The organism is Mycolicibacterium sediminis (assembly GCF_010731735.1).
GTDB classification, from domain to species: domain Bacteria; phylum Actinomycetota; class Actinomycetes; order Mycobacteriales; family Mycobacteriaceae; genus Mycobacterium; species Mycobacterium sediminis.
The window spans coordinates 3875639-3895838 of sequence record NZ_AP022588.1; the positions used below are offsets into that span (position 1 = coordinate 3875639).

Here is a 20200-nt window from a genome sequence, read left to right on the forward strand (position 1 = left end):
ACTGCCAACCGAACACCCAGCCCAACGCAAAGACTTCAGGAGAATCCTTCGTGAGCACCCCTGTCGAGAGCCTCGACTCCGACGCCGCCAACTCGTACGACACGCCGCTGGGCATCACCAACCCGCCCATCGACGAGCTGCTGAGCCGCGCCTCCAGCAAGTACGCGCTGGTGATCTACGCGGCGAAGCGCGCTCGGCAGATCAACGACTACTACAACCAGCTCGGTGACGGCATCCTCGAGTACGTCGGACCGCTCGTCGAGCCCGGTCTGCAGGAGAAGCCGCTGTCGATCGCCATGCGCGAGATCCACGCCGACCTCCTCGAACACACCGAGGGCGGCGAGTAGCGGTCACCGGCGCGGTCGTGGGTGAACGAAGCGACGGGCGATCGGCGACGGTGACCGAGCGCAAGCGGGTCATCGTCGGGGTCGCAGGCGGCATCGCCGCGTACAAGGCGTGCACCCTCGTCCGGCAGCTCTCCGAGGCAGGCCACTCGGTCCGCGTCGTCCCCACCGAGTCGGCGTTGAACTTCGTCGGCGCCGCCACCTTCGAGGCGCTGTCAGGCCATCCGGTGCAGACCACGGTCTTCCAGCACGTCGACGAGGTGCTACACGTGCGCATCGGCCAGGAGGCCGACCTCGTCGTCGTCGCACCCGCCACGGCGGACCTGCTCGCGCGCGCCGCGGCGGGCCGGGCGGACGACCTGCTCACCGCCACGCTGCTCACGGCGCGCTGTCCGGTGCTCTTCGCGCCGGCCATGCACACCGAGATGTGGCATCACCCCGCGACCGTCGAGAACGTGGCGACGCTGCGCCGCCGCGGCGCGATCGTGCTCGAACCGGCCTCCGGGCGGCTCACCGGCGCCGACAGCGGTGCGGGCCGCCTCCCCGAGGCCGAGGAGATCAGCACCCTGGCCAATCTCCTGCTCGACCGTTCCGACGCGCTGCCGCACGACCTGACCGGGGTCAACGTGCTCGTCACCGCCGGCGGCACCCGTGAGCAGATCGACCCGGTGCGGTTCATCGGCAACCGGAGTTCCGGCAAGCAGGGCTACGCCGTCGCGCGGGTCGCCGCGCAACGCGGCGCCAACGTCACGCTCATCGCGGGCCACACCGTCGGCCTGATCGACCCGGCGGGCGTGGACGTCGTCCACATCGGCTCCGCCGACCAGCTGCACGACGCAGTGACCAAGCACGCACCCGAGGCGCACGTCCTCGTGATGGCGGCCGCCGTCGCCGACTTCCGGCCCTCCCACGTCGCGACCAGCAAGATCAAGAAGTCCCACGAACCGGGGCACACGACCGACGCGCCCGCCATCGAACTGACCCGGACCGACGACGTCCTCGCGGCCGCCGTGCGGGCACGGTCGGACGGTCAGCTGCCCAACATGCAGGCCATCGTCGGCTTCGCCGCCGAGACCGGCGACGCGAACGGCGACGTGCTGTTCCATGCGCGGGCAAAGCTTCAGCGCAAAGGATGCGATCTCCTGGTCGTCAATGCCGTCGGCGAGGGCCGCGCGTTCGAGGTCGACGACAACGACGGATGGCTGCTCGGCGCCGACGGCAACGAGGTCGCACTGGAGCACGGTTCGAAAACCCTCATGGCCAGCCGTATCGTGGACGCGATCGGGGCCTTCCTCCAGCGCCGTGACGGATGACTGACACCACCCGACGCGATGCGCACAAGGGTTGCGCTACGTAGTGCAGAGCGTTTTGCTGCACCGGGAACCACCACAGATTCGCAAGAACAAGCAATTGAAAGGGACTTAACCGTGAGTAAAGCTCGGCTGTTTACCAGCGAGTCGGTGACCGAGGGTCACCCCGACAAGATCTGTGACGCCATCAGCGACTCGGTGCTCGACTCGCTACTCGCTCAGGATCCCAAGTCCCGCGTAGCCGTCGAGACACTGGTCACCACCGGACAGGTGCACGTCGTCGGCGAGGTCACCACCACGGCGAAGGAAGCCTTCGCCGACATCACCAACACCGTCCGCCACCGCATCCTGGAGGTCGGCTACGACTCCTCGGACAAGGGCTTCGACGGCGCCACCTGCGGCGTCAACATCGGGATCGGCGCGCAGTCACCCGACATCGCCCAGGGCGTCGACACCGCCCACGAGACCCGCGTGGAGGGCGCAGGCGACCCGCTGGACGCCCAGGGCGCCGGCGACCAGGGCCTGATGTTCGGCTACGCCATCAAGGACACGCCGGAACTGATGCCGCTGCCGATCGCGATCGCGCACCGGCTGGCCCGCAGGCTCACCGAGGTGCGCAAGAACGGCACCCTCGACTACCTGCGGCCCGACGGCAAGACCCAGGTCACCGTCCAGTACGACGGCAACACCCCGGTCCGTCTGGACACGGTCGTGCTGTCGACCCAGCACGCCGAGGGCATCGACCTCGACGGCACGCTGAACCCGGACATCCGCGCGAAGGTCGTCGACACCGTGCTGGCGGACCTCGGTCACGACACCATGGACACCTCCGACTTCCGGCTGCTGGTCAACCCGACCGGCAAGTTCGTCCTCGGTGGCCCGATGGGTGACGCCGGCCTGACCGGCCGCAAGATCATCGTCGACACCTACGGCGGCTGGGCCCGTCACGGCGGCGGTGCCTTCTCCGGCAAGGACCCGTCGAAGGTCGACCGCTCGGCCGCGTACGCGATGCGCTGGGTGGCCAAGAACGTCGTCGCCGCGGGCCTCGCGGACCGCGTCGAGGTGCAGGTCGCCTACGCCATCGGCAAGGCGGCCCCGGTCGGTCTGTTCGTCGAGACGTTCGGATCCGAGACCGTCGACCCGGCCAAGATCGAGAAGGCCATCACCGAGGTCTTCGACCTGCGCCCGGGCGCGATCGTGCGCGATCTCGACCTGCTTCGCCCGATCTACGCGCCCACCGCGGCCTACGGCCACTTCGGTCGCACCGACGTGGACCTGCCCTGGGAGCGCACCGACAAGGCGGACGCACTCAAGAACGCCGTGTAACACCTGTCGGCGAGCAGACGTCAACTCCCCTGTTTCCCCGCGGAGCAGGGGAGTTCGCGTCTTGTCGCGGGGATGCGCGCCATCCAGCAGGATGGACGGATGGACCACGTGACGTTCGTACCGACGGTCGACCAGATGAACTACACGTTCGGCGGGGCCGATCCGGTGATGCGCATCAAGCCCGGGACGGCGCTGACGCTGTGGACCGAGGACGCCTACGGCGGGCGGATCAGGAGCCGCGACGACGTGGCGACCACCTCGCTCGACACCGAGGACCTCAACCCGCAGACCGGCCCGTTCTGGATCGAGGGTGCCCAGCCCGGTGACACGCTCGCCGTGCACCTCGTCGACCTCACACCGTCCCGCACGTGGGGCGCGTCGACACTGATCCCGTTCTTCGGCGGTCTCACCAGCATCCCGGCCAGCCCCACGCTGCAGGACCCGCTGCCCGAGCGCACGTACATCTACGACTACGACGCCGGCACCCACACGGTCGGTTTCTCCGCCCACGCCAGCGACTTCGAGCTGCGGCTGCCGGCCAACCCGATGCTCGGCACCGTCGGCGTTGCGCCCGCCCACCGCGAGGTCCGCACGTCGCTGGTGCCGGACTACTTCGGCGGCAACATGGACACTCCCGAGATGGCCGCGGGCGCAACGTGTTTCCTGCGCGTCAACGTCGAGGGCGCACTCTTCTCGCTCGGTGACGGACACTACCGGCAGGGTGAGGGCGAGTCGTGCGGCACCGCGGTGGAGGGTGCCATGAACGTCACGGCGATCGTCGACCTGGTGAAGGGCGGTGCGGGGCCGGCCTGGCCGCGTATCGAGTCCGACACGCACCTGATGTGCATCGGGTCGGGCCGACCGCTGGAGGAGGCGTGGCGCGCCGGCCAGGTGGAGATGATCGACTGGCTGGGCGAGCTGTACGGACTCGACCGCCTCGACGCCTACCAGTTGCTCAGCCAGATCTCGGAGGTGCCGATCGCGAACGTGGTCGACACCAACTACAGCGCCGTCACCAAGGTCGACAAGCGCCTGCTGCCCGCCGCATCGGCCTTCGGCGGCATGCACGACCGGATGCGCAGCGCCGCGCGTTCACTCGGCACCATCGGCTACTGACGAACGGACACCATGGAACTCGGACTGCACGGCAAGCGCTTCCTCGTCACCGGCGGGACCCGCGGCATCGGCAGGGCGGTGGTCGAGGGGCTGCTCGCCGAGGGCGCGGCCGTCGCGTACTGCGCCCGCAGCCAGGACGCGGTCACGGCGGCGCGGGACGAGCTTGCCGCCACCGGCTCCACCGTCGTCGGCACGGCGGTCGACGTCGGTGACGCCGGCGCACTCGCGGGATGGGTGGTGGCGAGCGCGGACGCACTGGGTGGCATCGACGGCGTCGTCGCCAACGTGAGTGCACTGGCCATCCCCGACAGCCAGGAGAACTGGCGCAATAGCTTCGACGTCGACCTGATGGGCACCGTGGGCCTGGTGGAGGCCGCGCTGCCGCACCTCCTCGAGGCCGACGCCGGGTCCATCGTGACGATCTCGAGTGTCTCTGGACGCGAGATCGACTTCGCCGCAGGGCCGTACGGCACCATGAAGGCCGCGATCGTCCACTACACGCAGGGTCTGGCGTACAACCTGGCCGGCAAGGGCGTACGCGCCAACACCGTCAGCCCGGGCAACACGTACTTCCCCGGTGGCGTCTGGGCGTCGATCGAGGAGAACGACCCCGACCTGTTCGCGACGGCGCTGGGCCTCAATCCGACGGGACGCATGGCCACCGCGCAGGAGGTCGCCAATGCCGTGGTGTTCCTCAGCAGCACGGCGGCAAGCTTCATCACCGGCACCAACCTGCTCGTCGACGGCGCGCTCACGCGCGGCGTCCAATTCTGATCAGGCGCTGAACTCGTAGTCCCGCAACGGGAATCGACGGCTCCGCAGGTACACCTCGAAGGTCGTGCCGGGCCGTAGCGGGACGTCGCCGTTGCGGTCGAAGTAGTAGCTGTTGGCCAGGCTGCAGCTGTCCTGCCAGAAGATCTGACGTCCCCGCTTGCGCATCATCTCCGCGAAGTAGCGGTCGTTGGCCTCCGTCGACACCTCGACGCGCGACGCCGCCCGGTCGCCGGCCTGCGTGAGGCAGCGGACGATGTGGTGGGTCTGCGCCTCGATCAGTGCGAAGTACGACGACCCCACGTAGCCGTACGGTCCCATGACGGAGAAGAAGTTCGGGAACCCCGGCACGCTGACGCCCTCGTAGGCCTGCATGCGGTTGCTCTCCCAGAAGTCCGCGAGGGCGAGTCCGCCGCTGCCCGTCACGTCGAACGTGACCGCGTCGACGTCCATCACCTTGAACCCCGTGGCGAGGATGAGCACGTCGACGTCGTGGGCGGCGCCGTCGGAGGTGACCACCCCGGACGCCGTGACGCGGTCGATCGGCTCGGTGACCAGCTCGACGTTGTCGCGGTTGTACGTCGAGAGGTAGGTGTTGTGGAACCCGGGCCGCTTGCACCCGACGGCGTAGCGGGGGGTCAGCTTGTCCCGCACCGCGGGATCGTGGACCTCGCGCTTGAGGAACGCCCGCCCCAGCTTCTCGGCGCGGTCGGCCAGGGGCAGGGTCGTGTAGTAGTGCGCGGAGATGGGGAAGGTCAGCTCGACGTAGGCCTGGCTGAGCAGACGGTGCACGGTCCGGCCGCCCGGGATGCGCATCGCCCAGCGGGCGACGGTCGGCAGTGGGACGTCGAACTTCGGCAGGCACCAGATGGGGGTGCGCTGGAACACGGTGAGGTGCTCGACGTTCGGCGCGATCTCGGGGATGACCTGAACCGCCGAGGCGCCGGTGCCGACGATGGCGACGCGCTTGCCGGTCAGGTCCTGGTCGTGGTCCCACCGTGCGGTGTGCATGGTGACGCCGGCGAAGTCCTCGACCCCCTTGATGTCGGGCGGCTTCGGCACGGTGAGCACTCCGCTGGCGTTGATCACGAACCGCGCGGTCAACGACTCGCCGGTCGCCAGCTCGATCCGCCACGTGCTGGTGTCGTCGTCGAACCGTGCCGCCGTCACCTGCGTGTCGAATCGGATCCGGTCGCGCAGGCCGTACTTCGCGACGCAGCGGTCGGCGTATCCCTTGAGCTCGCGGCCCTTGGCGTAGGTGCGGGACCAGTCGGCGCTCTGCTCGAACGAGAACTGGTAGGAGAACGACGGGATGTCCACGGCGATACCGGGATAGGTGTTCCAGTACCAGGTGCCGCCGGGCTCGGCGCCCGCCTCGAGGATGACGTAGTCGTGCAGACCCGCACGGTCCAGTGCGATGGCGGCGCCGATCCCCGAGAAGCCCGCCCCGATGACGACCACGTGGTGCTGCGGGGCGCTCACGCGACGACCCCCGGATGCAGGGCGGCCTTCAGCGCCGCGAGGCCGGAGTCGGTGGCGGCCGCCGCCACCGGGGAGGCCAGCGCGAGGCTGACGTACCCGTGCACCATGGTGGGCTCGTTGCTCAGCTGAACGGGAACGCCTGCGGCGGAGAGCATCTCCGCGTATCGGCCGCCGTCGTCGCGCAGCGGGTCGTGTTCGGCGGTGCCGATGAACGCCGGCGGCAGACCCGCCAGCTTCTCGGCGTTGGCCGGTGCGAAGTCGGTGGGCAGCGACCGCGGATCGTCGAGGTTCGTGCCCGGTGCGTACCAGGTCAGGAACGCGGCGATGACGTCAGGATCGAGGATCGGTGCGTCGGCGTTCTCCACGAACGACGGCAACGTCATGTCACCGACCACGCACGGGTACCAGAGCAGCTGGAACACCAGCGGGGGACCGCCGGCGTCGCGGGCGCGCAGCGCCATGACCGCCGACAGGTTGCCGCCCGCCGAGTCACCCGCGACCGCGATGCGCGTCGGGTCCCCGCCCAGCTCGACGGCGTGCTCGGCGACCCACCGAAGTGCCGCCCAGGCGTCGTCGACACCGGCGGGGAAGGGATGCTCCGGGGCCAGCCGGTAGTCGACCGACACGACGATGGCCTCGGCGCCGATGGCATGTGCCCTGGCCACGTGATCGTGGGTGTCGAGGTCGCCGATCGACCAGCCGCCGCCGTGGTAGAAGACGACGATCGGCAGGCCGTCGTGTCGATCGATCGGTGGCCAGTACACGCGGACGGGCACGTCGGTCACCGAGCCGTGGCCGACGGTCCGGTCCTCGATCCGCATGGGCGGCAACATCTCCGGTGGTGGCTTGACCGCACGGAACTTCTCCCGGGCCACCTCGACTCCGTCGTCGATGGTGAACTTCATCGGGACGAGGTCGAGGAGCGCCTTCAGCGCGGGATCGATGCCGGGCCGGGTCGAGAGGGTGTCCGCCATGTCGGTCACGTTAGCGCGGCCCGCAGGGCGGCGAGGGCGGTCCGGACGGCCTCGGTGGCGGCGGGAACGATGTCCGTGTACCCGAGGTAACCGTGCACCAGCGTCTGCGCGTTGTGCACCTCGACGGGCACACCCGCCGCGGCCAGCAGTTCGCCGTAGCGGATGCCGTCGTCGCGCAACGGGTCGTGGCCCGCGACCGCCACGTAGGCCGGGGGCAGTCCGGCGAAGGACTCCGCCCGCCCGGGGATCAGCGTCGACGGGGCGGTCGACAGGTCGACGTGCCCCGCGTACCACCGCGAGAAGCCCTTGACGCAGGAGGTGTCGAGGATCGGCGCGTGCGCGTTCTCGGTGAACGAGGGCAGCGACAGGTCCCACGTCGTCGCCGGATACCAGAGCAGCTGGAACCGCAGCGCCGGGCCGCCGGCGTCGCGGGCCAGTTGCGCCACCACCGCGGCCAGGTTGCCGCCCGCGGAGTCACCCGCGACCGCGATCCGGTTCGGGTCGGCGCCCAGTTCGGCGGCGTGCTCGGCCACCCACCGGGTGGCTGCCCAGACGTCGTCGACCGCGGCGGGGAAGGGGTGCTCGGGGGCCAGCCGGTAGTCGACGGCGACCACCACGGCCCCGGTGTGGACGGCGTGGTGGCGGGCGGTGCCGTCGTAGGTGTCGAGGTCGCCGACCACCCAGCCACCGCCGTGCAGGAACAGCACGATCGGTGGCGGATCGCCGAGCGGCTCCGCGGGCCAGTACAGCCGGATGGGGATCTCGCCCGCGGGCCCGTCGATGGTGCGGTCCTCGGTGCGCACCTCGGGGTGGACCTCGCCGCGGGGCAGGTCGCGGAAACGACTCCGCGCCGCCTCCGCGCCGCCGTCGACGGTCAACTGGAACGGAACGGCCTCGAGGACCTTCTCCAGGATGGGATCCAGACCCGGCCGTGCATCGCTATCCGACATGCCCCGACGGTACGCAGCCGGACCGGTCGGAGGCGGTGTGGGTTGCCACCTCCTAGTACGTTCGTGCAGTGGCGACGACGGCTGGGCGTGCGACGGGCAGCGCCGTCCGCGTCGCCTGGATCGCCGCGGCAGTGGTCGCGATCGCCTACGGCACGTTCCTCGTCGTGACGGCTGCGCACGAGCCGAGCGGCGCCGAACTCACCGGCCGGTTCGCCCTCCAGCCCGCGGCGAAGGCGCTGACGGCCGTGCTGCTCGCCGTGGCCGCGCTCGGGCATCCCGTCGCACGCGAACGTCGCCCGCTGGTGGCTGCGCTGGTGCTCTCGGCGACCGGCGACGTCCTGCTGGCGATGCCGTGGTGGGAACCGTCGTTCGTGCTCGGCCTGGCGGCGTTCCTGCTCGCGCACCTGTGCTTCCTCGCGGCGCTGCTGCCGCTCGTCCGGCGGACGACGCCGAGGGTCGTCGCATGCGGCGTCCTGATCGTCGTCTGCGTGGTGCTGCTGGCCTGGATGTGGCCGCCGCTCGTGGCGGCGGGCATGGCGCTGCCGGTGACGGTCTACATCGTGGTGCTCGGCGCGATGGCGTGCGCGGCGCTGCTCGCCGACCTGCCCACGCCGTGGACGGCGCTGGGCGCGGTGTGCTTCGCGGTGTCCGACGGGATGATCGGCGTCGGCCGGTTCATCCTCGGCGGCGAACAGCTCGCGGTGCCGATCTGGTGGGCGTACGCGGCGTCCATCCTGTTGATCACCGCGGGGTTCCTGTTCGGTCGGGCGCCCGAGGCGTCGGTGGCCGCTGCTACACCGGCGACGTGACGGTCACCCAGCGCCAGGCCCCGGAACACGAGCCGATCGCTCGCGTGCTGCCGATGCTGTCGGTGCCGCACCTCGACCGCGAGTTCGACTACCTCGTCACCGCGGAGCAGTCGAACGACGCGCAGCCCGGTGTGCGGGCGCGGGTGCGGTTCCACGGCAGGCTCGTCGACGCGTTCATCCTCGAGCGGCGGTCGGACACCGACCACGTCGGCAAGCTCGGCTGGCTCGACCGGGTGGTGTCGCCGGAGCCTGTGCTGACCGCCGACGTCCGGCGACTGGTCGAGGCGGTGGCGTCGCGCTACGCCGGCACCCGGCCCGACGTCCTGCGCCTCGCCGTGCCGCCCCGGCACGCGGCGGTCGAGAAGAAGGACCCGCCCGTGTTCTCCCCGCTGACGCCGATCGACGTGGATCCCGGTGCGTGGGCCACCTACCGCGGCGGTGCCGGGTTCCTCGGCGCCCTGGCGGAGGGTCGCGCCGCCCGCGCGGTGTGGCAGGCGCTGCCGGGGGAGCAGTGGGCGGACCGGTTGGCCGAGGCGGCGGCGGTGGTGGTGAACGCGGGACGCTCCGCCCTGGCCGTCGTTCCGGATCAGCGCGACGTCGACGCCGTGCACGCCGCGGCCGTCCGTCACGTCGACCCCGACCGGGTGGTCGCGCTGTCCGCGGGGCTCGGGCCCTCCGAGCGGTACCGGCGGTGGCTCGCGGTGCTGCGCGGCGGGGCGCGGTTCGTGATCGGCACCCGCAGTGCGGTGTTCGCGCCGGTGGCCGACCTGGGCCTGGTCGTCGTGTGGGACGACGGCGACGACTCGCTGGCCGAGCCGCGTGCCCCGTACCCGCACGCGAGGGAGGTCGCGATGCTGCGCGCCCACCAGATGCGCTGCGCCGCCCTGCTGGGCGGGTACGCCCGAACTGCCGAGGCGCAGGCGCTGGTGCGGTCGACGTGGGCGCACGACCTGGTCGCCACCCGCCCGGTGGTGCGCGCGCGGACCGCACGGGTCATCGCGATCGACGACAGCGCCTTCACACAGGAGCGCGACCCGGCCGCCCGCACCGCCCGGTTGCCGTCGATGGCGCTCGACGCGGCGCGCAAGGCACTCGCGGCGGACGCACCGGTGCTGATCCAGGTGCCGCGTCGCGGATACGTGCCCGCCCTGTCGTGCGGTCGGTGCCGCGCGATCGCCCGCTGCAGGCACTGCACCGGACCGCTGTCACTGCCCGACCGCGACACCACCGGTGCGGTGTGCCGGTGGTGCGGCAGGCACGAGGCCGCGCTGCGGTGCGCGCGCTGCGGCTCGGACTCGGTGCGGGCGGTGGTGGTCGGCGCGCGCCGCACCGCCGAGGAGATCGGGCGCGCGTTCCCGGGCGTCAGCGTGATGACGTCGAGCGGGGACGGCGTCCTGGCGACGGTGCCAGGGTCGGCCGCCCTGGTCGTCTCGACGCCGGGCGCCGAGCCGGTCGCCGACGGAGGGTACGGCGCCGCGCTGCTGCTGGACGGCTGGGCGTTGCTCGGCAGACAGGACCTGCGCGCCGCCGAGGACGCGCTGCGCCGGTGGATGGCGGCGACGGCGCTGGTCCGGCCCCAGTCCGACGGTGGGGTGGTGGCGGTGGTCGCCGAGTCGGCGATCCCGACTGTCCAGGCCCTGATCCGGTGGGACCCGGTGGCGCACGCCGAGTCCGAACTCGACGCCCGCTCCGAGGTCGGCCTGCCGCCGGCGGCGCACATGGCGGCGATCGACGGCACACCCGAGGCGGCGGCCGCGCTGATTGACGCGGCCACTCTCCCCGAGGCGGCCGAGGTGCTCGGCCCGGTCGACCTGCCGCCCGGGGCGCGCCGCCCGGCAGGCGAACCGACGGCCGGGCCGGTGATGCGGATGCTGGTGCGCGTCCCGCGCGACCGCGGCCTCGACCTGGCGGCGGCACTGCGCAGGGCCACCGGTTCGCTGAGTGCGCGGCACGACAACGAGCCAGTTCGCGTCCAGATCGACCCGTTGCACATAGGGTAGGTCTGCCCTCGTCGGGGGTGCGGCGCGAGTCGAACGGGAGGGTGACGTGCGACGGGTGTTCAAGTGGTTGATCTTGATCGCGCTGGTCGCGGTCGGTCTGCTCTGGCCGCTCACCTCGTCGGGCGCGTCGGGCGGGAGCACCGTCTCCGACCCCGTGGTCATCACCGACTACCGCGCGAACTTCACCGTGTCCGCCGACGGCGATCTCGACGCCGTCGAGACCATCACCGGTGACTTCCCGTCCGACCGGCACGGCATCTTCCGGTACTGGGACGTCGCCAACCTCAACGCCCCCGGTGCCCGGCAGCCCCCCGAGATCGCGTCGATCCTGCTGGACGGCGAACCCGTCCCGTACCGGATGCAGTCGGAGGGCGGCGGTCGATTCAGCGTGGCGAAGATCGGCGACGCCGACACCACGCTGGTGCCCGGCGCCCACACCTACGAACTCCGCTACTCGATCGCCGGGGTGCTCGATCCCGGTAGCACCGGCGAGAACCGTCGATTCGCCGCCGAGGTCGGTCGACCGACGTCGACGTCGACCTTCTTCTGGAACGTCATCGCGCCGTCGTGGAACAACCGCATCGACCGGGTCCGGGTGCGAGCCACCCTGCCCGGTCCGGTGACGGGGGCGCAGTGCTCGGTCGGCGTCGGCGTGGGCGCCGCGTGCACGGACCTCGTGGTCACGGGTGACACCGTCGAACTCACCGCCGTCGACCTCTCGCCGCGGACCCCGGTCACGCTGCGCGCCGGGGTCGACGTGCCGACGCCCCCGCGCGCCACCCTGCCGTGGTCGCAGCAGTGGGACCGGATCGCCGGCCAGTCCGTCATCGCCGTCGTGTGGGTGCTCGCGCTGACGGTGGCGGCGGGCGCGCTGGCCTACCTCTGGTACCGCACCACGGTGGAGCCGGAGCCCGGTTTCCCCGTGCAGTACGGCCCACCCGCCGGGCTCGGACCCGTCCAGACGGAATACGTCCGGACCGAGAGCGTCCCCAAGAACGGCCTGACCGCCACGCTGTTCCATCTCGCCGAGCGAAAGCTGGTCGAGCTACGGCAGGTGAACGAGGACCAGTGGAACGTCCGCGGCACCGCCGAGCGCCAGGCGTGGGCGGACGTCGACCCCGTCGCCGTCGCGGTGGGCTCGGCGCTCGGCGTGATGGGTCCCGGCCGGGAGTTCGAGGCGAAGAAGGCCGTCGGCGCGGGCAAGAAGCTGACGTCGGCCAAGAGCGAGATGGCCGCCGCGGTGAAGAAGTGGGCGGTCGACGAGGGACTGATCGTCGCGCGCAAGAAGGAACTCTGGGTGCGGTCGGCGAACGCGCTCGCACTGATCCTCGCGGTATGCGGATTCTGCCGGTGGGGCTTCCCGGCCACGATGTGGGGACTGCCGTTCGCCGCGGTGTTCGTCGTCACCGTCCGCTCGTGGGCGGACGGCGTGGGCACGCGGCGCACCGAGGCGGGCCGGCGGCTGTGGTCGCAGGCGGGCGGATTCCACCGGCTGCTGGCCACCGAGTCCGCGGAGACACGCTTCGACTTCGCCGCCCGCAAGGATCTGTACACCGCCTACGTGCCGTTCGCGGTCGCCGCGGGCACCGCGGCCCTGTGGGCGAAGAAGTACCGGGATGCGACCGGAGACGTTGCCCCGCAACCGGACTGGTACCACTCGTCGTCGACGTCGGGTTCCGGCTTCAGCGGCGGTTCGGGCGGCCCGGACTTCGACGGCTTCGAGTCGGCGCTGTCGTCGTCGATCGGCGCCTACACCGCGTCGCAGTCGTCGTCGAGCAGCAGCGGTGGCTCCAGCTCGAGCGGCGGTGGTGGCGGTGGCGGTGGCGGTGGCGGCGGAGGAGGAGGCTCGTGGTGACGTCGGTGCTGGTGCTGGTGTTGATCCTGGTGGTGCTCGTACTCGCCGGGTTCGTGCTGGGCTACAACAAGATCCGTGCGGCGGACGTCCGGGTGTCGGAGGCTCTGGCGGGCATCGACGTCGAACTCACCCGGCGGGCGTCGCTGATCCCCAGCCTCGTGCACGTCGTCGAGACGTTCGCAGTCCACGAGAAGGCCGTCCTCGACCACGTCACCGATGCGCGTGCCGCGCTGACGTCGGCGACGGGTGGCGGATCGGTCGCGCAGCGCAGCGCCGCCGAACGCGACCTCGACGACGCGCTCGGCCGCGTGCTGGCGCTCGGGCAGACGAACCCGCAGCTCGCGTCGTCGAACAACTTCCTCAACCTGCAGGACAACCTCGCCGACACCGAGGACAAGCTGGCGTTCGCACGGCAGTACTACAACGACGCCGTGGCCACGTTGAATAAGGTGGTCGGAACCATCCCGTGGTTGTTCGTCGCGCCGATCGCCGGCGTGCCCGAGCGGGAGTACTACCAGATCCCCCGATAGCCAGACCTCCCCGAGAGAAAGTCAGCCAGCAAGACCATGCGCATCGTCTTCGCGGGCACCCCCGAACCTGCCCTGCCCTCCCTGCGCCGCCTGCTCGAGTCACCCCGACACGAGGTGGTGGCCGTGCTCACCCGTCCCGACGCCGCGTCCGGGCGGCGCGGCAAGCCGTCGCCGTCCCCGGTGGCGGCGCTCGCCCTCGCCGAGGGGATCCCCGTCCTGCGACCCGACCGGCCCAACGGCGAGGAGTTCGTCGCCGAACTGGCCGCGCTCGCACCCGAGTGCTGCGCCGTGGTGGCCTACGGGGCCCTGCTGCGCGACGGACTGCTGGCCGTGCCCCCGGCGGGCTGGATCAACCTGCACTTCTCCCTGCTGCCCGCCTGGCGCGGCGCCGCGCCGGTGCAGGCCGCCATCGCCGCGGGCGACGAGGTCACCGGGGCGACGACGTTCCAGATCGAACCGAGCCTCGACTCCGGGCCGGTGTTCGGCACGGTCACCGAGACGGTCCGGCCGACCGACACCTCGGGCGACCTGCTCGAGCGGCTCTCGGTCTCGGGCGCGCTGCTGCTGGAGAGCACCCTCGACGGCATCGCCGACGGCTCGCTGACCGCGGTGCCGCAGCCCACCGACGGCGTGACCGTCGCGCCGAAGATCACCGTCGAGGAGGCGCGCGTGCGCTGGGACCTGCCCGCCCACCTGGTCGACCGGCGCATCCGCGCGATGACCCCGAACCCCGGCTCGTGGACCATGATCGGCGATCTGCGCGTCAAGCTGGGTCCCGTCACCATCTCGGGTCGAGACGCGTTGCCGCAGGGCAGGATTCAGGTGGACCGCGAGGGCGTGCACGTCGGCACCGCCTCGGTTCCCGTGACACTGGGCTGGATCCAGCCGCCCGGGAAGAAGCCCATGGTCGCCTCCGACTGGGCGCGCGGCGCCCGTCTCGACGAGACCGCGAGCGCGTCGTGAGCCGTCCCCGCGGCGGCGACCGGCCGCAGCAGGGGCGTCCGCGCCGGCCGCAGCCCCGCCGCACGCCGCTGGACCCGGCCCGTCGGGCGGCGTTCGACGTCGTCCGCGCGGTGTCCGAGCGCGACGCCTACGCCAACCTGACACTGCCCTCGCTGCTGCGCGAGCGCGGGATCACCGGGCGGGACGCCGCGTTCGCCACCGAACTCGCCTACGGCACGTGCCGCAGTCTCGGCCTGCTCGACGCCGTCATCGCCCGCGCTGCCAACCGCCCGGTCGACCAGATCGACGGCGTGCTGCTGGATCTGCTGCGGCTCGGCGCGTACCAGTTGCTGCGCACGCGGGTCGACGCGCACGCCGCGGTCGACACGACCGTCGAGCAGGCGGCCATCGAGTTCGATTCGCCGCGAGCGGGTTTCGTCAACGGCGTGCTACGGACCATCTCCGCCAGGGACGAGGCGGCCTGGGTGGCAGACCTGGCGCCCTCGGCGACCGCCGACCCCGTCGGGCACCTCGCGTTCACGCATTCCCATCCCCGCTGGATCGCGCAGGCCTTCGCGGATGCCCTCGGCGCCGACGCGGCCGAACTCGGCGACCTGCTGACGAGCGACGACACCCGGCCGGTGGTGCACCTGGCCGCCCGGCCGGGGGCGATGACCGCCGCGGAACTCGCCGCCGCCGTGGACGGCACGCCGGGACGGTACTCGCCGTACGCCGTCTACCTCCCCGGCGGCGATCCCGGCGGACTGGAGCCGCTGCGGGACGGCGCGGCCCAGGTGCAGGACGAGGGCAGCCAGCTCGTCGCCCGTGCGCTCGCGCTGGCGCCGGTCGACGGCGACGGCGGTCGCTGGCTGGACCTCTGCTCGGGCCCGGGCGGCAAGACCGCGCTGCTGGCCGCGATTGCGGGCGCCACCGGCGCGCGAGTGACCGCGGTCGAGCCGACACCGCACCGAGCCGACCTCGTCGAGCACAACGTGCGCGGCTTCGACGTCGACGTGCTTCGGGTCGACGGTCGCGACACCGGATTGCCCGCCAAATCGTTCGACCGGGTGCTCGTCGACGCACCCTGCACCGGCCTGGGCGCGCTGCGCCGGCGGCCCGAGGCGCGCTGGCGTCGGGTGCCGGGTGACGTGCCGCCGCTGGCGAAGCTGCAGCGCGAACTGCTGGCCTCGGCGATCGCGCTGACCAGGCCCGGCGGTGTCGTGCTCTACGCGACCTGCTCGCCGCACCTCGCGGAGACCGTCGGCGTGGTGGCCGACGCACTGCGCAGACATCCCGTGACCGCGCTGGACACCTGGCCGCTGTTCGATCCCGTGCCCGCCGGCGCCGGCCCGCACGTGCAGTTGTGGCCGCACCGGCACGGGACGGACGCCATGTTCGCCGCGGCCCTCCAAGTAGGGTGACCGCCATGGCAGGCCCCTTGGTAGCACCGTCCATCCTCGCCGCCGACTTCGCCCGTCTGGCCGAGGAGACCGCCGCCGTGCACGGCGCGGACTGGCTGCACGTCGACGTGATGGACAACCACTTCGTGCCGAACCTGACGCTGGGCCTGCCGGTCGTGGAGAGCCTGTTGAAGGTGACCGACATCCCGATGGACTGCCATCTGATGATCGACGACCCGGCCCGCTGGGCGCCGCCGTACGCGGAGGCCGGCGCCTACAACGTCACCTTCCACGCCGAGGCCACCGACGATCCCCGCGCCGTGGCGCGCGACATCCGCGCCGCGGGGGCGCGGGCCGGCCTCAGCGTCAAGCCCGGCACCCCGATCGAGCCCTACCTCGAGATCCTGCGTGACTTCGACACCCTGCTGGTGATGTCGGTCGAGCCCGGGTTCGGCGGCCAGAAGTTCATCCCCGACGTGCTGTCGAAGGTCGCGGCGGTGCGCAGGCTCGTCGACGCGGGTGAGCTGACGGTCGTGGTCGAGATCGACGGCGGCATCAACGCCGACACGATCGAGGCGGCCGCCGAGGCGGGCGTCGACTGCTTCGTCGCCGGGTCCGCCGTGTTCGGCGCCTCCGACCCCGCCGAGGCGGTGGCCGCGCTGCGCAGGCAGGCGGCGTCGGCGTCCGCGCACCTGTCGTGATGTCGCTCGAGGCCGCCATGCGGCGCGCCATCGAGCTCTCAGAGCGGGTCAAGGGCACCACGTATCCGAACCCGCCGGTGGGCGCGGTCATCCTCGACCGCGACGGCGAGGTCGCCGGCATCGGCGCCACCGAACCCGCGGGCGGGCCGCACGCCGAGGTGCTCGCGCTCCGGCGGGCGGGCGAGCGCGCGGTGGGTGGCACCGCCGTCGTCACGCTCGAACCATGCAACCACCACGGCCGCACACCGCCGTGCGTGGACGCGCTCCTCGCGGCGGGCGTGGCGGCCGTCCGGTACGCGGTCGAGGACCCGAATCCGGTGGCGGCGGGCGGCTCGACGCGGCTCGCCGAGCACGGCGTGTCGGCGGAGGCTGGACTGCTCGCCGATGACGTGGCCGGTGGCCCGCTGCGGGAGTGGCTGCACAAGCAGCGCACCGGCAGGCCACACGTCACCTGGAAGTACGCCGCCAGCATCGACGGCCGCAGCGCCGCCGCGGACGGCACCAGCCAGTGGATCACCGGCGAGGCCGCACGTGCCGACGTGCACCGGCGCCGTGCGGTGATCGACGCGATCGTGGTGGGCACCGGCACCGTGTTCGCCGACGACCCCGCCCTGACCGCCCGGCTGCCCGACGGCACCCTCGCGGACCGGCAACCGCTGCGGGTGGTGGTCGGCGAACGCGAGATCTCCTCCGAGGCGCGGGTGCTCAACGACGACTCGCGCACGATGGTGATCCGGACCCGCGACCCGCTCGAGGTGGTGCGGGCGCTCTCCGACCGCACCGACGTCCTGATCGAGGGCGGACCGACGCTCGCGGGTGCCTTCCTGCGCGCGGGAGCGATCGACAGGATCGTCGCCTACGTCGCGCCGATCCTGCTCGGCGGACCGGTCACGGCGGTCGACGACGTGGGCGTGCTGAGCATCGCGCAGGCCCGGCGGTGGCGGTTCGACGGCACCGAGCGCCTCGGCGCCGATCTGCGGCTGAGTTTGGTGCCTGCCTGATCTCACTTGGCGCCCAATGTGATTGGCGTCACCGCGAGCGCCGCGAGTTGGGTGACTCGTTACCCGTTCGAGACCCCGAAGCGGGGTCGTGGCCCCGATCGTCGTGCTCCACGCCCGTAGAATCGAAGACATGTTCGGGTCGCACGACCCGACCGCCCACATCGCGCCTCACCCGCGGCGTCTACGCCGGTGAGCACGAGCAAAGGACGAACCAGCATGACTGCACTGCAGGACTGGCTCACCCTCAAACCAGTCGATCACGGCATCCGGGACATGGTGTGCCGGCCGTTCCGCGCCGTGTTGAGCACTCCGGCCACCGCGGTCCGGCGCACCGGAACCGACGTGGCCGCGCCGCTGGAGTTCACGCTGCAGCGCCCGGGTCTCGAGCGCTGCTGAGCCGTTAGCTCCGGGCGCCGACGGGTTCGGACTCGGTGTCCGACTCCTCGGCGTGCTCGTGCTTGCCGGCGATCAACAGTCCGAGCGCCGCGCCGACCACGCACACGACCATCGTGATGAAGAAGATCTGCCCGTACTGCATGGTGTAGGCCGTCTTGACGTTGGCCGCGAGCTGCGCGCCGATCTCCACCAGGTTGGTGCCGGTGGGCTTGGGCAGCTCGGCGAGGTACTGGTTGAACTTGTAGAGGCCCCAGGCGCTCAGCGACGCCAGGCCGATGAGCATCCCGATCATCCGGGCCACCACCACGGCGGCGGACGCGATGCCGTGCTGGGCGCCCGGCACGGTCCGCAGCGTCGCCGACGTCAGGGGAGCGATCACCAGACCCAGACCGAGGCCGGCCAGCACCAGGTCGGTGTCGAACGTGGGCAGTGAGAAGATCCCGAAGTCGTGTCGTGCGGTCAGCACGTCGGCCGTCCAGTGCGACACCAGCCAGTAGCCGAACCCCGCGATGAGCAGGCCGACGAACGCGACGATGCGATCGCCGATGCGGGTGGCGATCCATCCGCCGAGGACCGCGCCGATCGGAAGTGCCCCCAGGAACCACAGCAGCAGCAGGACGGTCTCGTTCTGCTCCTTGCCGAGGACGCCCTGGCCGAACAGCTCGACGTTGACCAGCGTGACCATCAGCGCCGCACCGGTGCACAGTGACGCGCCGAGGGCGGCCAGGAACGGCCGGAACCTCACGCCTGCCGGATCGATCAGCCGGGTCTTGGCGAACTTCTCCCAGACGAAGAACGCGATGGTCGCGACCAGTGCCGCCCCGAGGACCGGCAGCCCCCAGCTGGGGAAGACCTGCTTGCCGTCGGGGGACGGGTTGTACATGCCGAAGACCATCAGCCCCAGCGCGATCGCCAGCAGCAGGCCGCCGACGACGTCGACCTTGGCCTTCGGCTCGTCGCTGTCGCGGGACGGCAGGCTGAAGTGGATCATCACCATGGCGATGGCGGCGAGCGGCACGTTGATCCAGAACACGTCACGCCACGAACTCAGCGCCCACACCACGGCGACGCCGTACAGCGGTCCGAGGACGGCGCCGAGTTCCTGTGCCGCGCCGATCCCGCCGAGCACGGTGGCCCTGCTGCGCGCGGACCACAGGTCGGCGGCCAGCGCCAGCGTCACCGGCAGCAGCGCGCCGCTGGCGGTGCCCTGGATGAACCGGCCGATGACCATCGTGAACAGGTCGTCCGACAGTGCGGTCACCACCGACCCGGCGGCGAAGCCGGCCAGGCTGACCTGGAGCATCAGCTTGCGGCCGAACCGGTCGGACGCCCGGCCGAGCAGCGGCATGGCCGCGATGTAGCCGAGCAGGTAGATCGTGATGATCGGGGTCACGCGCTGAATCTGATTCAGCGTGATCCCGATGTCGCGCATGATGTCGTTGATGATCGTGATGACGACGTAGGTGTCGAGCGCGCCCAGCAGGACGGCGAGCCCACCCGCGCTGATCGCGATGCGCCTGCTGGTCGACTTCGGCTTGGTGGCGCCGTGGGCCCCCGCCATCAGGCTGCGGGCTTGGTGACGGTGACGGTCTTGCCCCAATCGGTCAACGTCATCTGGACGCTGTTGCCCTCACTGGGATCGAGCTTGGCCTGCGCCAGCTGATGGTCGCCGTCCTCGGCGATCCACACGGTCGCCGGCACCGGTCCGGTGGCGCCGATCTGGACGAGGCCGTTGACGGCGTCCGGCGCCACGGTGCCGCTGATCTTCACGGCCTCGACGCCGCCCACGCTCTCGCGTCCCTCGGACTTGCCGTCGGAGAACTTGGCGAGCAGGTTGGCCAGGCCGACGTCCGGGTTGAGGATCTTCGACACGTCGTAGATGTCGCTCGCAGGGCCGAAGTTGGTGTAGTCGCTGCCACCGCTGAACGCGCCGTAGAGGTCGCCGTCGGCGACCACGAACGGAACGTCCTTGAGGGTCTGTCCGAACGCGTCGATGGTGGCCTTGCCCTGGGCCGCGACGACGGGGACGTTCGTCAGATCGCCGGTCAGGGCCTGGATGGGGAGTTCGGTGATCTTTCCGGAGACCGACAGCTCGAGGTGGACGCTCTGCTGGGCCTTGGTGGTGGCCGTGGACTCGGTCAGCAACGTCGCGGCCTCGGGCAGCGGGGCGTCGTTCGTCTTCTCGGACGAGGAACATCCGGCGACGAGCACGGTGGCGGTCAGGAGGGCGGTGAACGTGGAGAGGACGGCAAGCCGGGGGCGCGTCTGCATGCCTGCATCGTAGAGGGTCCGT

Annotated in this window: 19 protein-coding genes; 14 read left to right on the forward strand and 5 right to left on the reverse strand. The window is 71.5% G+C overall.

The features are described 5' to 3' along the window. Positions 1-50: 50 nt before the first annotated feature. From rpoZ to G6N64_RS18620, 5 genes are all read left to right on the forward strand, one after another. The gene (gene rpoZ / locus G6N64_RS18600) at positions 51-347 is read left to right on the forward strand and encodes a DNA-directed RNA polymerase subunit omega (protein ID WP_163798594.1); all 297 of its coding nucleotides are present in this window, start codon (positions 51-53) and stop codon (positions 345-347) included. Positions 348-397: 50 nt separating this feature from the next. Beyond that, positions 398-1657 carry a bifunctional phosphopantothenoylcysteine decarboxylase/phosphopantothenate--cysteine ligase CoaBC gene (gene coaBC / locus G6N64_RS18605; RefSeq protein ID WP_163801930.1) on the forward strand — a complete coding sequence of 420 codons (1260 nt, stop codon included), beginning with the start codon at positions 398-400 and terminating at the stop codon, positions 1655-1657. A gap of 114 nt (positions 1658-1771) precedes the next feature. Further along, positions 1772-2980, forward strand: a complete 1209-nt coding sequence (gene metK / locus G6N64_RS18610) for a methionine adenosyltransferase (RefSeq protein ID WP_163798596.1) — start codon at positions 1772-1774, stop codon at positions 2978-2980. Positions 2981-3079: 99 nt separating this feature from the next. Continuing rightward, positions 3080-4096, forward strand: a complete 1017-nt coding sequence (locus G6N64_RS18615) for an acetamidase/formamidase family protein (protein ID WP_163798598.1) — start codon at positions 3080-3082, stop codon at positions 4094-4096. Positions 4097-4108: 12 nt separating this feature from the next. Beyond that, positions 4109-4870, forward strand: a complete 762-nt coding sequence (locus G6N64_RS18620) for an SDR family NAD(P)-dependent oxidoreductase (RefSeq protein WP_163798600.1) — start codon at positions 4109-4111, stop codon at positions 4868-4870. On the opposite strand, the gene G6N64_RS18625 is transcribed toward G6N64_RS18620, so the two are convergent. Genes G6N64_RS18625 through G6N64_RS18635 form a run of 3 tightly spaced genes read right to left on the reverse strand, consistent with a single transcriptional unit; the run spans position 4871 to position 8273 of the window. Then, the gene (locus tag G6N64_RS18625) at positions 4871-6349 is read right to left on the reverse strand and encodes a flavin-containing monooxygenase (RefSeq protein WP_163798602.1); all 1479 of its coding nucleotides are present in this window, start codon (positions 6347-6349) and stop codon (positions 4871-4873) included. Continuing rightward, positions 6346-7323 carry an alpha/beta hydrolase gene (locus G6N64_RS18630; protein ID WP_163798605.1) on the reverse strand — a complete coding sequence of 326 codons (978 nt, stop codon included), beginning with the start codon at positions 7321-7323 and terminating at the stop codon, positions 6346-6348. The genes G6N64_RS18625 and G6N64_RS18630 overlap by 4 nt, the downstream gene beginning before the upstream one ends. 5 nt (positions 7324-7328) lie before the next feature. Then, the gene (locus tag G6N64_RS18635) at positions 7329-8273 is read right to left on the reverse strand and encodes an alpha/beta hydrolase (RefSeq protein WP_163798606.1); all 945 of its coding nucleotides are present in this window, start codon (positions 8271-8273) and stop codon (positions 7329-7331) included. A gap of 68 nt (positions 8274-8341) precedes the next feature. Here G6N64_RS18635 and G6N64_RS18640 point away from each other — a divergent pair, with 68 nt between their 5' ends. From G6N64_RS18640 to G6N64_RS18680, 9 genes are all read left to right on the forward strand, one after another. Continuing rightward, on the forward strand, positions 8342-9082 hold the full coding sequence (locus G6N64_RS18640; protein WP_246230705.1) for a lysoplasmalogenase: 741 nt from the start codon (positions 8342-8344) through the stop codon (positions 9080-9082). Positions 9083-9135: 53 nt separating this feature from the next. Continuing rightward, positions 9136-11082, forward strand: coding sequence for a primosomal protein N' (locus tag G6N64_RS18645; RefSeq protein WP_163801931.1), 1947 nt, complete (start codon positions 9136-9138; stop codon positions 11080-11082). 46 nt (positions 11083-11128) lie between these two features. Next, complete coding sequence (locus tag G6N64_RS18650; protein ID WP_163798608.1) at positions 11129-12937, forward strand: DUF2207 domain-containing protein; 1809 nt, start codon at positions 11129-11131, stop codon at positions 12935-12937. Then, positions 12931-13467, forward strand: a complete 537-nt coding sequence (locus G6N64_RS18655; protein ID WP_163798610.1) for a LemA family protein — start codon at positions 12931-12933, stop codon at positions 13465-13467. Before G6N64_RS18650 ends, G6N64_RS18655 begins: the two co-directional genes overlap by 7 nt. A 36-nt stretch (positions 13468-13503) precedes the next feature. Further along, positions 13504-14430 carry a methionyl-tRNA formyltransferase gene (gene fmt, locus G6N64_RS18660; RefSeq protein WP_163798611.1) on the forward strand — a complete coding sequence of 309 codons (927 nt, stop codon included), beginning with the start codon at positions 13504-13506 and terminating at the stop codon, positions 14428-14430. Next, positions 14427-15830, forward strand: a complete 1404-nt coding sequence (locus G6N64_RS18665; RefSeq protein WP_246230706.1) for an RsmB/NOP family class I SAM-dependent RNA methyltransferase — start codon at positions 14427-14429, stop codon at positions 15828-15830. The genes fmt and G6N64_RS18665 overlap by 4 nt, the downstream gene beginning before the upstream one ends. 5 nt (positions 15831-15835) lie before the next feature. Further along, the gene (rpe, locus tag G6N64_RS18670; RefSeq protein WP_163798614.1) at positions 15836-16510 is read left to right on the forward strand and encodes a ribulose-phosphate 3-epimerase; all 675 of its coding nucleotides are present in this window, start codon (positions 15836-15838) and stop codon (positions 16508-16510) included. Further along, entirely contained in the window at positions 16510-17511 is a 1002-nt protein-coding gene (gene ribD / locus G6N64_RS18675; RefSeq protein ID WP_163798615.1) for a bifunctional diaminohydroxyphosphoribosylaminopyrimidine deaminase/5-amino-6-(5-phosphoribosylamino)uracil reductase RibD, read from the forward strand. Before rpe ends, ribD begins: the two co-directional genes overlap by 1 nt. Positions 17512-17727: 216 nt before the next feature. Next, positions 17728-17907, forward strand: coding sequence for a hypothetical protein (locus G6N64_RS18680; protein WP_163798617.1), 180 nt, complete (start codon positions 17728-17730; stop codon positions 17905-17907). A 4-nt stretch (positions 17908-17911) separates the two neighbouring features. On the opposite strand, the gene G6N64_RS18685 is transcribed toward G6N64_RS18680, so the two are convergent. Beyond that, positions 17912-19468, reverse strand: a complete 1557-nt coding sequence (locus tag G6N64_RS18685) for an MFS transporter (protein ID WP_246230707.1) — start codon at positions 19466-19468, stop codon at positions 17912-17914. Continuing rightward, positions 19468-20178: an LppX_LprAFG lipoprotein gene (locus tag G6N64_RS18690; protein WP_163798621.1), complete on the reverse strand. Its 711-nt coding sequence runs from the start codon at positions 20176-20178 to the stop codon at positions 19468-19470. The genes G6N64_RS18685 and G6N64_RS18690 overlap by 1 nt, the downstream gene beginning before the upstream one ends. Between the last annotated feature and the right edge of the window lie 22 nt (positions 20179-20200).